General features: G+C 36.5%; 8 protein-coding genes, 1 tRNA gene and 1 pseudogene. 3 read left to right on the forward strand and 7 right to left on the reverse strand.

Annotated features, from left to right (window positions below; translation table 11 throughout):
- The first annotated feature begins 78 nt into the window (after positions 1-78).
- Positions 79-804, forward strand: a complete 726-nt coding sequence (locus KZX55_RS03275) for a 16S rRNA pseudouridine(516) synthase (RefSeq protein ID WP_057488609.1) — start codon at positions 79-81, stop codon at positions 802-804.
- 40 nt (positions 805-844) lie between these two features.
- Here KZX55_RS03275 and KZX55_RS03280 read toward each other — a convergent pair whose 3' ends face one another.
- From KZX55_RS03280 to KZX55_RS03290, 3 genes are all read right to left on the reverse strand, one after another.
- The gene (locus KZX55_RS03280; protein ID WP_007520408.1) at positions 845-1,078 is read right to left on the reverse strand and encodes a hypothetical protein; all 234 of its coding nucleotides are present in this window, start codon (positions 1,076-1,078) and stop codon (positions 845-847) included.
- 86 nt (positions 1,079-1,164) lie between these two features.
- The gene (locus KZX55_RS03285) at positions 1,165-1,545 is read right to left on the reverse strand and encodes a rhodanese-like domain-containing protein (RefSeq protein ID WP_007520409.1); all 381 of its coding nucleotides are present in this window, start codon (positions 1,543-1,545) and stop codon (positions 1,165-1,167) included.
- Positions 1,545-1,775, reverse strand: a complete 231-nt coding sequence (locus KZX55_RS03290; RefSeq protein WP_050540635.1) for a YqgQ family protein — start codon at positions 1,773-1,775, stop codon at positions 1,545-1,547. Before KZX55_RS03290 ends, KZX55_RS03285 begins: the two co-directional genes overlap by 1 nt.
- 103 nt (positions 1,776-1,878) lie before the next feature.
- On the opposite strand from KZX55_RS03290, the gene KZX55_RS03295 reads away from it, so the two are divergent.
- Entirely contained in the window at positions 1,879-2,787 is a 909-nt protein-coding gene (locus KZX55_RS03295) for a LysR family transcriptional regulator (RefSeq protein ID WP_248024284.1), read from the forward strand.
- Between the two features lie 48 nt (positions 2,788-2,835).
- Positions 2,836-4,634 (forward strand): annotated as a pseudogene (locus tag KZX55_RS03300) (N-acetylmuramoyl-L-alanine amidase).
- Positions 4,635-4,661: 27 nt separating this feature from the next.
- On the opposite strand, the gene KZX55_RS03305 reads toward KZX55_RS03300, so the two are convergent.
- The 4 genes from KZX55_RS03305 to KZX55_RS03320 form a co-directional block, all read right to left on the reverse strand.
- Positions 4,662-4,979, reverse strand: a complete 318-nt coding sequence (locus KZX55_RS03305) for a hypothetical protein (protein WP_248024287.1) — start codon at positions 4,977-4,979, stop codon at positions 4,662-4,664.
- Between the two features lie 226 nt (positions 4,980-5,205).
- Positions 5,206-6,105: a DUF6287 domain-containing protein gene (locus tag KZX55_RS03310; protein ID WP_033605944.1), complete on the reverse strand. Its 900-nt coding sequence runs from the start codon at positions 6,103-6,105 to the stop codon at positions 5,206-5,208.
- A gap of 294 nt (positions 6,106-6,399) precedes the next feature.
- Positions 6,400-6,472 (reverse strand) — tRNA-Thr (locus KZX55_RS03315).
- A 224-nt stretch (positions 6,473-6,696) separates the two neighbouring features.
- Positions 6,697-13,128: a S8 family peptidase gene (locus tag KZX55_RS03320; RefSeq protein ID WP_248024300.1), complete on the reverse strand. Its 6,432-nt coding sequence runs from the start codon at positions 13,126-13,128 to the stop codon at positions 6,697-6,699.
- Positions 13,129-13,326: the final 198 nt, after the last annotated feature.

A 13,326-nucleotide genomic window follows, 5' to 3' on the forward strand; every position in this document is an offset into this window, starting at 1 on the left:
GTGTAAATGTTTTCACTCTACTTTTCTAGTCAAGGCAACTCTTTTCAAAGTCAGAGACTTATGATAAGATAAGCTGGTATGCGTTTAGATAGATTATTAGCCCAAGAAATGATCAGTCGCAAGGCTATGAAACAGGCACTCCTGAAAAAAGAAATCCTAGTAGATGATTGTCCAGCCAACTCCCTCGCTCAAAATGTCGATACTGGATTGCAGAAACTAGTTTTTCAAGGACGGCAGATTCAAGGATACAAGCACACCTACCTCATGCTTCATAAACCAGGTAGAGTGGTGACAGCCAGTCAGGATAAGGACCTACCAACCGTCATGGACCTCCTTCCACCTGACATCCAGTCTGACCAGCTCTATGCTGTCGGCAGATTAGACCGTGACACGACGGGACTGCTCCTTCTGACAGACAATGGACCTCTTGGTTTTCAGCTCCTTCATCCCCAGTACCATGTCGATAAATCCTATCAAGTGGTGGTCAACGGACTGCTCACACCAGAACATATCCAAAAATTCAAAGATGGGATTGTCTTTTTAGATGGGACTACTTGTAAACCTGCAAAACTAGACATTCTGTCCGCAAGCCCAACAGAGAGCCGTGCCTCCATCACCATCTCTGAGGGCAAATTTCATCAAGTCAAGAAGATGTTTCTATCAGTTGGTGTCAAGGTGACTGCCCTAAAACGCGTCCAATTCGGTGATTTTACATTAGACCTAGAACTAGTAGAAGGGCAATTCCGTCCCTTGAATCCAGAGGAATTGGAAATCATTAAAAACTACTTAGAGAAAAGTGGATAAAAGAAAAAAGCTTTAAATTTAAAGCTTTTTTTGTTTTTACTTATCTAAAAACTAATGCGATGGCTGCAATCCAGTTAAGGACAGAAACTACAAGTCCTACGATATTGAGAATCTTTTCTGTTTTATAGTCTAGTCCAGATTCTTTTTGGTACGAAAAAGCCAAGACCAATCCTATGATCCCCAAAATCAGACCCACTATCGGAGATAGCAAACCAAGGACGATAGATAAGATACCTAAAATAAGTGAAGGTTTTTTCTTTTGTTGTGAATTCATATTATAAAATCTCCTTAAATTTAATATAAATGATGATACCTTAAAATGCTAGCTTTATCTATCATTCGACAGTTTTTAATAGAATGTTAGCTCGTTTTCACTTTCCCTTTCCAAGAATCCAATCCATAAGAAAGGATATAAATCTCAGAAAAACCTTGTTTTTTCAGATAAAGTGCTGCATTGGTCACTCGTTGTCCACGTTGGTTTTCGTAGAGAAGGACAGGTTTATCCTTGCGAAGGGCTGCAAGGCTTGACTTCAACTGATTTGAAGGAATATTGCGAGCTCCGAGGATATGTTTTCTGTGAAATTCTGCTGGTTCACGGACATCAATCAATTGCCCTTTCCGAATCAAGGCTTCAAATTCTGCATTGTCCACAATCTTAGCCGCACGACGAATACGAAGGTAGTTATAGCCCATCCATGCCACCATTGCCAGTATAAGTGCCCACAAAATCCAAGTAACCATTAGTTCATTTCTCCATTTTTCTCAATATAGTCTAATTCTATCTTGTGCTCCCTGCGGAGAACAGCTTCCGCTTCTAAGTAATCTAGCTTGTCCATGAGACCTGCATCATAGATCCGAGAGAGTTCGAGCTTCATCAGTTCAATATCATACAAGCGCTTCCCCATGTAAACAATAATGCCAAACTGTTTGAGAAATTGCTGCACATCATAGAATGTTTTCATAGCTTCCATTTTAGCAGATTCTAGACTTTTTTTCAATACTGGACCGGCTCTTTCCCCCCTATTTTCTTCGTCTTCATTGCCCATTCTTCCGCAAGTGTGGTACAATAAAAACATGAGAATTCAACAACTACACTATATTATCAAAATTGTCGAAACTGGCTCTATGAATGAAGCAGCCAAGCAACTCTTTATCACCCAACCCAGTCTTTCAAATGCCGTTCGAGACTTGGAAAATGAAATGGGCATTGAAATCTTTATCCGCAATCCCAAGGGCATTACCTTAACCCGTGACGGGATGGAGTTTCTCTCCTATGCTCGTCAGGTCGTTGAGCAAACCCAACTTCTGGAGGAACGTTATAAAAATCCTGTCGCCCACCGCGAACTTTTCAGCGTTTCCTCTCAGCACTATGCCTTTGTAGTTAATGCCTTTGTCTCTCTGCTCAAGAAAAGTGATATGGAAAAATACGAGCTCTTCCTACGTGAAACTCGGACCTGGGAGATTATCGACGACGTCAAGAACTTCCGTAGTGAGGTCGGTGTCCTCTTTTTAAACAGCTACAACCGTGATGTTTTAACGAAAATGCTAGATGACAATCACCTGCTAGCGCACCACCTCTTTACCGCTCAACCCCATATCTTTGTTAGCAAGACCAACCCTCTAGCTAAAAAAGACAAGGTCAAACTGGTTGATTTGGAAGACTTCCCTTATCTGAGTTATGACCAGGGGACGCACAACTCCTTCTACTTTTCAGAGGAGATTCTTTCACAAGAGCACCACAAGAAATCCATCGTAGTCAGTGACCGTGCCACCCTCTTTAACCTTTTGATTGGTTTGGATGGTTACACCATTGCAACAGGGATTTTGAACAGCAACCTCAACGGAGATAATATCGTTTCCATTCCGCTGGACATTGACGACCCGATTGAACTGGTCTATATCCAGCATGAAAAAACCAGCCTGTCTAAGATGGGCGAACGCTTTATCGAGTATCTACTAGAAGAAGTTCAGTTTGATAATTGATAAAAAATAAAGATTAAAAGGGAAAAAGAAAAAGTTAGGAAATAGAAAGTGAAAAAGTTACTACTTGCCAGTGCTCTGATTCTGTCAATAGCAGGATCTACTCTAGCACCCGTCTCTGCAGAAGAAAACCAATCACAAACTCCTTCTGCTGTTAAAGAAAAGCAATCCAAAGATGATCAAAAAGATGCTATTGTTAAGGAGAATACAGAACCCGAAGTTCTTCCAAAAGTAGATGCGCAAGAAGCCAAACCCAAAAAGGAGGGCTGGTATCAAGAAAACTACCACTGGCGCTTCTACCAAGATGACCAACCTGCAGTGAACTGGAAAAAATTCAAGGCAAATGGTACTACTTCGACCAAAATGGTGACCGTCTCCAGTCCACTATCTATAAGGGTTATGCCTTTGACCAAGAGGGTGCCATGGTGGAAAATAGCTGGACTAAATGGGAGAATCAATGGTATTACGCTGCTCCTTCTGGACGATTAACTCAAAATGCTTGGAAAAAAATCAATGGTGCTTGGTACTATTTTGACCAAACTGGAAGCATGCTGAGCAATACAAGCATTGATGGCTATTTCTTGGGTCAAAGTGGAGCCATGGCATCACACGGTTGGCAAGAGGTCAATCACGTTTGGTACTACGTTCTGCCGTCAGGAAAAATCTCTCAAGACAAATGGGAGAAAATCAATGGTACTTGGTACTATTTTGACAAAGAAGGAAGGATGCTTAGCGAAACAACCTTCAAGGGCTACCTCTTTAAGAAGAGTGGTGCCTTGGCTGAGAACAACTGGGTCAAAATCAAGAATACTTGGTTCTATGCTAGCGGTTCAGGGAGATACGTCCAAGACAAATGGCAAAAAATCCAGGGCTCTTGGTACTCTTTTACTCATGATGGGGGAATGCTAGCAGATAAATGGCAAGGAAGCTACTACCTCAAAGCCAGTGGAGCCATGGCGGAAAAAGAGTGGATTTTTGATAAATCCTACAATAGCTGGTTCTATCTAAAAGCGGATGGCCGTTATGCAAATCAGGAGTGGATTGGAGCATACTACCTCAAGTCTGGCGGTTATATGGCCAAGAATGAGTGGATTTACGACGACTATTACAAGGCTCGTTACTATCTGGATGATAGTGGACATTATGTTTCAGGAACTTACAAGATAGACGGCAAGGAACACTTGTTCCAAAAATATGGCCAATGGATTTCTGAAGTTTCAACTGAAGGTGGATTTACAAAAGGTCAATACAGCAATACTATCTTCCTAGATCCTGGGCATGGTGGTCAAGATTCAGGTGCCTTCTACTACAATGTCGCTGAAAAAGATCTCAATATGCAAATCTATCGCAAACTTCGCGCTAAGTTAGAAGAACTAGGATACAAGGTCCTCACTTCTCGTGATAGTGATATTGACGTTGATTTTGTTACCGAACGTTCTCGTATGGTTAATAAGACCAACTCTGATATTTTTATCAGTATTCACTTCAACGCTACTGGTAATACCTACTCAAAAGCGAGCGGTATACAAACCTACTCCTATAGCGATGAACCTGATTATCCAAGTAAGATTAATAAATACTGGCACAATCACCCTGATCGTATGAGTGAAAGCAAACGCCTCGCTGCTGCTATCCACTCCTCTCTTCTTGCAGAAACAGGAGCTAAGGATGCTGGTCTGTTGGAGAGCAGCTTTGCTGTCCTACGCGAAACAGCCAAACCAGCCGTTCTCCTAGAACTTGGTTATATGGATAATTTCTCCGAAAACCAACAAATCAGAGATAGCCACTACCAAGATAAACTGGTCGCAGGCATCGTAAAGGGGATCCAAAAATATTACGCTGGTCAGTAAAAAAGTCTCGAGAAATCTCGAGACTTTTTATTTGCCTTCTTTTTTATCTTTATCAGGAAAGAGGTAACCAAGTCCTACACAAGCTAGCACACCGGCACCAATCACCAAACCACTTGAAATTAGCAACAGATCAAAAATAGCATTTGCAATGATAAAGGCGATGATCAAGCACATCAAGCTAGCCTTGTAGTCTTTTTTCAAAAGATTTTCTAGCGTGAAATAGAGGAACAAGCCAACTGGAATCAGTGACCAGAGGTTGACATCCAAACTTGGCCATCCAACAGATCCGAAATACAATACTATCGCTGCAGCTACTAAGAATACAAGTCCCAATAATTTTTTCATTTTTTGTCTCCATTTTCTTTTTTTATTGACTTGAGTTGTCTGATACTGACCCCTTACGTCCCTTACATGAATCATTATAGCAGAGGATTTTTTCAAGAACAAGCCCTTTTGCCTATCTGGTCAATATCTCTGTCTAAGTGGTTGAATAGTAGTGATAAAAGAAAAAGAAGCCCTAATGTGCTTCTTGATTCTGCCGATTGTAACAGTATTTTTGAACAAATACCATCTAGTTTTTCTTTTCCTTAGATTCTAGAGAAGATTTGATTGCTTCTCGATCCGCTTGTAGTTGGGCTAAGTTCTTTTCTGCTTCCTCAAGTTTACTGGTATCTGGTTTCACACGATAGTAAACATCTTCTGGTTTCATTAACATCGATCCATACTCTTGGCCCGAAAGTAGTCTTTCTTCAGCATGATTGCTTTTATCTGTAATCTTTCCATCATCAGCAGGTTGCATAACAACTCCACTTGGCACAGCCACTACTACAAATCCTCCAGCAACAGAATCTTTTACCCACGCACTGATAGAAGCTGTCTCAGGATTACGACTATCTTGACCTTTTGATACCTTTAATCCAACTACAGATTCGTACTTTTGATCATTTGTAAACCAAGTCGCATCTACTTCTCCAGAATCATTAATAATGTATTCATTACCAGATTGACTACGCCAAGTGCCTTCTAAACTAGACAAATCATTGTTCTTGATTGCTTCAATATCTAGTTTTGGAACGGCAGCTTCATTCTTTAGCTTGCTAACAAGTGCTTCTGCTTCCGTAATTTTGGTATCTAAAGCAGTCAGTTGATCCTTGAGTTTTTGGATTTCCTCTTGTTTATCCTTATCAGTCTCATCTGTTTTCCCTTGGCTTGTAGACGATTGACTTGTTGACTCTGTAGTTGAAACGGCAGACGATGCTTGATTTGACTCTTTCTTTCCAATCAGAGAATGCGAGAAAACACTTACTAGGATTAGAGTAACTAAAACAGCGAGGACTATCCCAATATAGATCTTGATATTTCTAGCTCCTCTCGCAAACTTTTTAGTTGACTGCGCCTCTGCTAATTCTGATTCCGTCGGCTTGCGACCATTCGCCTCCTCAAATTGTTTTACCCATTCTTTCTTATTCATAATTTTCTCCTTTTTGATTTATATTCAGCCAAGCTTGCGAGACTTCATCCGTTATTATCCATGGATTTTTATAATTTTTAGAAAATCTATGCAAAAAATTCTAAAATGATTAACAGCCTCTAGTCCTCTAAAACGGAACAAAAACAAGTGCTTGTTAATATATATTATACCACAAAATATAAATTTTAGTTTTTATTTATAAGCAGGAGACACAGACGTTAAACAGAACCCATCTCATATGTTCCACCTTTCCTATATTTACAAAAAAAGAGGCCCATTAGGGCTTCTTGATTCTGCCGATTGCAGGGCTTGAACCTGTGACCTACGCGTTACGAGTGCGTTGCTCTACCAACTGAGCTAAATCGGCGATTACCCTTTTAGTATAGCACTCTGAGAATAGATGTCAAGAAATTTTCATCTCCATTAGAAAAAGCCTGTCCTGAGACAAGGCTTTTACATATATCTCTTTTAAATCTCCCATTTTCATAGAAATCTAAATAATATATTTATAAATCAATACTTTCACAAAACTATGTCATCACCTCACTATCTAATCTCAGTACATAAACCATTTTTTCTATAGCTTTTGTCTTAATCTTTATTTTTTCTCTTCAATCCAAGAAAAGCTCCTACTATAAACATTATTCCGGCAGCTAATAGTGTCTGGGCTCCGCTTGCTGTTCCGGTTTTTGGCAACTCATTAGGATTGTTACTAGTTGATTTACTATTGATGTTGGTATTTTTATTAGTTAAGTTCCCTTGTTCATTTAGATAAACGTTCTTGTTAATTTCAAAATTTTTATCATTTTCATCAGAAACAATACTGTTGACATCATTAGTTGAATTAGATTGTGTTTTTTCTTTCTTTTTCGATACATCAAAAGTAGGTTTATTTTCCTCCTCCTTTTTCTCCTCTATTTTCTTGAATACAGGTTTTATAAAGGTATCTTTTGATAGATTAAGAACATAGCCAGCGTCTTTTTTACTTTCGAAACCAGAAATTTCCCAACCATCAAATTGATAGCCTTTTTCTAATTCACCCTTATAGACAGGTAACATAAAATCTTCTTCCGACACTATCGTTGAACTCATTTCCTTTCCATTTTGAATGGTCACAGTCACCGTATGAGGTTTTAATTCGCTTACCTCTCCCGTATCTTTGTTTAAAATGAATTCTTTTACGGTTGTATTTCTTGCAAAATCTTTCACAACAATCTTAATGTTTAGTGTCTTATCTGTTAGTTGTTTAATATCATCAAATGATTTGTATTCTTTTCCATTTACATAAATATGTTGTTCTTGAATCTCACCATCGAATCCATTATTTCTTTTATCATTGATGTTAAAGACTACAGATTTTCCATTAGCATATTCGATACTAGTATTTCCTTTTGGATCAATGCTTACTTCAGGTTTGACATTATCATATAAAAATTGATAATGTACTCCAACCGCTTTCGCATTCAAATCGCTATAGCCAGTTTGAAGATAAACATTTCCATCCATATCTGTTACCTTATCTGGAAATCCGTTTGCTTTATAGTCTTTCATTCCCCAGTCCATGATGTCACCGTCTTTAACATTAAGCTTAATGTTAAAATCTCTAGTGTTATCAATGTGTAAATCTCCATAGATTAAATAATTATCTACAACCGATTCATTAACTCTCAACTCCCAGTTAAAACCACCCTTATCAGAAATCTTACCTCTTAAATAAAATTCTGGATTTCGTACATAAATTTTATTAGATTTAGATGGATTAAAGTAGTTCTTGTCCATTGAAAGATTTACTGGTTTTGCATCAATAAATAACGTAGAGCCATCTTCTTTTATAGCTTCGACGTTGGACTTATCTTCTCCAGTGTACTCTTTACCATCCTTACCAAATAATACCAGTTTAGAAGGATCTGTTACAAGATTGCCATCTTTATCGATTGCTTCCCCTTTATCATTCATTTTAAAGGTAAACACTTGATATCTTACAATGTTAAAGCCGTCCAAAGCCGACATTAATACGGATTGAGTACTTCTTCCATCTTCAACATTTCTACTATCAGCATAAATTATTTTTTCTGATAGGACTCTTAGATTAGGATTGGTCTTTTGGATTTTTGCTATATCTTCCTTGTTATAGACTCCATTTCCTTCTAACATATCCGTTTTTCCAGGATTATAGGTAGTCACTTTTAGTGCATAGCCTTTTCTTAGAATAATGTTATCTTTTAACAGATATTGTTGTTTTTCTGAATCAGAATAGATTTTACCAGATTCCATGTCCGTTAAATTGTTTGGTTTATTTTTTGAAAGATCTCCTTCTCCTAATTCTATTACATTCCCATAACTTGATGCATAGGGATATTCTGTCTTAGTTTCCTTATTTTTTTCAGGCATTCTAATTTTAGTTTCAGCTTTTATCTGATCATCATCTTTCACAAAGAATCTCATATCTCCTGCAAAAGCTAATCCATCCACAATATCATTAATATTAGCGTATAAATCAAATGTCATCGTTTTTGAATGCGAATCATACTTGGTCGTTTTGATTTCTATAGATTTATATTTATTACCATAATATACCTTGGCATTTTTAGAAACATTACTTATCTTTCCAAGAATTTCAAAGTGTCCATCTTTAGACGGGCTTAGAACACCATAAATTTTTGATTTGATTTCGTCAAGTTTTTCAGTTTCATATTGTAAGGCACTACCATCGTCATAAGCAATGATATTTCCCTTATCATCGTATTTATAATCGTATTCCTCTGTTCTCTTACCAGTTTCACTTGTAAAATCATCAACTTCTCTAAATTTCTTTTTAATGAGTTTTTTCAAGTCTTTACTTTCAAACTCTCTAATTGTTGAAATCGTTTTATGAATAGTCAAGCTAGATTTTTCTTCGATAGATTCTTCATTTTCTTGATGATGTTCTACTTCAGTTGTATCTTTTTTAAGACTATCCTCTTTTCTATTTTCTAAATTTTTAAATTTAGATTCGGCAATCTCTCCAAGCTTTTGGTATTTAGATGAATCTTGATCAGGATCTACTAGATAATAGGAAATCATCCCCTTTTCATCAGCATGATCAGCAAATTTAATTCTATGAATCTTTGTGAAATTGCTAGAACCATCTAATGCAATGACTTCAATGATTTTTCCTCTTAAATCTCCTGCACCTTTAATTTCATAAATGGTATTTCCGTCTTTGTCAAGTTTTCTATTTCTTCCTTGACCCTCACCTGCATAAGTTACTTCAAGATTTTTCTCAACCTCTCCATCTTCATTAACTAGAGCGGCGCCAGCATACCAAACTTCGTTTGCAATCTCGTCAAATTTTTCAGGATGTTCTTTTTGATCTCTCGCAAATAGAGTTTCATTCTTGTATTGATCTTTTACCTTGTGATAAGTATCCTTTGTGATCAGCTTAATTTTTTCAGGATTTGAAAAATCAATTGAAACAATCTTAGGAGCTGTGTTATCAATTTTTACAGGAATATAGGAAACCTGCCATGGGTAATCCTTGGTTAATCTATATTTAAATTTATAGAAATATTGACCTTCTGCAATCGGTTCAAATTGTCCTCTTATCTTAGTAGCAGGATCTTTGGTATCCTTGCTTTCTGGTGCATTTTCTTCTTTCCCTCTAGGATTATAGATGAGTCCATCCCATTTCAAGTCCCCCCAAACTTTTAGCTTAGAAGATTTGATTCCCTTTGCATCATTTCTTTTAGAGTTTAAAATTCCTTTAACAAAGTGTTCTCTCGAAATGACTTTTAAGTCTCTTTGATTTTCTCCCTCTTTATTTGTATTTACTATTGAAATCATTCCTTCTTCTGCACTTCTTAATACAAGTGGAGAAGGTGTTAATCCTCTCTCAAGTTGAGCATCTTGAGGATTTCCATTTGAATCTAAAGGATAAATTTTAGCAATATTAGAACCACTTGATGATGGTGCGTTGATTCCTTCGTTATTGAAAGCAAATAATTCTGGATTTTGATCTAGAGATGTTGTATTTTTATCTTTTCTATTTTGGATAACTCCTGCTGGATTAAATTTATCTATACCATGTTCTCCACCAATCCCCTTATTTAAGGTACCTGGAATTTTTGGTTTGCCATCATCATCATAACCTTCCATCGCTTTTGATTTTGACCCTTCTTCCCAGGCCCATTTATCAAGGATTGGTTCGTGGTTCCAATTCCCAGCAAATCCCATTAGAGGCATCGATAGAGATGGTTGGAAATTTATTTTCTTCCCGTTGGAGTTTAGAGCTTCCATTTCTTCCACTGACTCAAAATGAATAAATGATTCTACAAATTTATTTTTATTTTTTGCTTCCCCAACATTTATAACCGCATTTAAATCAAAGCTGGAATTTGGACCTATAGTGAAAGTGTCATGCTCAAATGTGATATTTGCTCCTTTGACTTTTTCTGGGTGAATTTCTGGAACAATTTGCTTCCCGTCCGGAGATTTTTCATCTTTATATGTTTCATCCAGTTTTAGTCTATCAGTTAGAGCATCTGTAGTTACCGCTGATGCTGAAACTTTAAAGGTTAAAGGTCTATTGGATGTATTGTGAAGCTTAATTGTAAAGTATTTTTTATCTCCTTTTATTTCTTTAAGAGAAATAGAACCATAAGAGTTTACCAAACCTTTAGAATCCGTGTTTTTGAAAGTCGCGACGACTTCATTTCTCAAAGCATTGGCAACATTAATTAGACCTGCTCCCTGTTGTCTAGGTGATGCAAAGTATTGACTTTTTTCTTTCCAAGAAGTTGCGTCCATCATAGGTCGCGCTGTATTTTGTAGGGCAATTTTTGTAAGACTTGTAAGGTCTATCTTGTCATCTCCCTTAAGATTTTTCAATACAGGTCTTTCAAGCATTTCCTTTAACTTCGGTCTAATCAAAACAGTAGAAGCTGCTACGATTGGAGTCGCCATACTAGTTCCTGACATATAACCATAAGTTGATTTACCATTAATGACATTGAGAGTAGATTTAATATTTTTACCTGGTGCTGAAACATCCGGTTTTAAAAGTAAATCTGTTCTCGGTCCCCAAGATGTGGACCCTGCTGGGACTATAATATCTTCTTTATAAAGTTCTTTGTCTGTGTCAGCTGCAAATTTAAAGTCAATTTCTTTTTCATCACCTACATTTGGTTTATTAGAATTATAGCTTTCCATATCAATTGGATAGTATTGTTCTAAGTTATTTTTAAAATCTTCCTTATTATTTCTTTTGACTTCAGTTTTTTTATCAGGGTTAATCATGTTCCATAATTTTACACCATCATCTCCTGAAATTGAAAATACTTGACTAGTAGTTCCTTCATCCGCTTCATATCCCATAGCTGGAAGGTCTGTCCAATTATCTCTATTGTAGTAATTTACAGTATTTACAACCATAATGGCACGTGCGCCTTTATCCGTTGCTCTTTTAAAAGCATCTTTTAAATCCTTGGTATAAATTCTATCCATTACTGCAATTTTGCCCTTAAGATCCAAGCCTATCAAATCTTGGTCTTGACCTTTGCCTATATATACAAATTTTAATTTATTTGGAGTTTTTGAGCCATCCTCATTTGTTAGGATTTTATTCTTATCGAAAAAAGCACCTATATTTCTGTATTTAAAACTTTGTCCACCTATGTTAACTTTATCAAACTCAATTGTTTGATTTTTAGCAGAAGCGACCGCTATCGCATCTTCATGTGCAGCAGTTCGTGTTACATTTCCAGTATCTGTCATTTTTAGATTATTATTTGCTACTAAATCCCAAGAAGAACTTGAAGCAGAAGTCGCAAAATTACCTGTAGCAACAACCATTGGGATTCCAGCTTTTCTTAATGCTCTAATAGCCTCCCAATATTTCTCGCCTACAAGACCTGTTCCCGTAAAGCCAGATGATACCGAAACAACATCGACATTGTGTTTGATCGAATCTTCAATAGCATGAAACATTGTTTCATCACCCGCAAACCCAGATCCTGCGTCAGAGTACATTTTATAAGAGAAAATTTGTGCATTAGGCGCAATTCCATCTATGCCATTAAAGTTCTTGATGTCTTTTTCAGTATCATTTCCAGCAAGAATCCCTGCAATATGCATCCCATGTGGGTCAAAATAATCCCTTCCATCATCATATTTTTCTACAGTGATTTTACCACCATTATAATAATTGAACGCATGAGGGATTTTATCACTCAACCAATAATTTTTATCAGTGCCTTTTAAGTCTTCTTTTTTATATTTCATTGAGTCTTTGGCATCATCATCGATCCTCATAGCCTTATGCCTATAATCTGTTCCAGTATCGATATTTGAAATGACCATACCTCTACCATCAAAATTTTTCCCAAATGGAGCATTAATAGACTTTAGGTAATCAATAGCTTCCTCAACTCCAATTTCCTTTCTGGCATGATTCATCATTGGTTGGAGTTTTTGTGATCGTTCAACCGACGAAACACCTTCTATTTGTTTAATTTTGTCCAAATTATCTGGAGTTGTTTCAATGGCAGTGCCATTAAAAACCGTATTATAGGTATATAAAACTTTTGTATCCTTAAGATTTGATAGTTCCTTAATTACCTTTTCTCCAGATTCTTTATCTTTAAATTCAGCAATATAGACAACTTTATCTTCTTTTTTCGGATTTTCTGTATCTTTATTTACAAATGAGTTCGCATCATCTCCTTTGGATTGATTGGAGTCTTCTTTGATACTTTCTACTTCGTTACTAGTTTTTTTGTCTATCTCAGACTTTCTACTAACAACTTCTTTTTCCTCAATAACTGTTGTCTTCTTCTCTTCAGTATCCTTTGAAGTTTCTATAACATTATGAATATCTTCAGATTGTTCATTGTTTTTTGTTTCTTTATCTGCTACTACTTTTTCTTTATCAGAAATTCTTAAAGCATCTTCAGAACTAGGTGCATCTGCTAAAATCACCTCATTGGGGGCATATGCTGCTAAAATAACTGCAGCAGTAGTTAATGACAATACCGTACTTTTTTTCATTATAATTCCTTAATTTTTTATTTTAAACCCAATAGATAGAAAACTTTAACCTTGCTAGCCTTTGTTATAAAAAGTTTTTTTAAGTATTATCTAGTGGGATAGAGTAGTACATTTATATATAATTGTTAGCTCTCTGAAAAATAGTATAGCAATTAAAAAAATTTAAGTCAAGAAAAATTAACCATGGTTAATTTTTTT

It is taken from the genome of Streptococcus halitosis (assembly GCF_023147855.1).
Taxonomy (GTDB): Bacteria; Bacillota; Bacilli; order Lactobacillales; family Streptococcaceae; genus Streptococcus; species Streptococcus halitosis_B.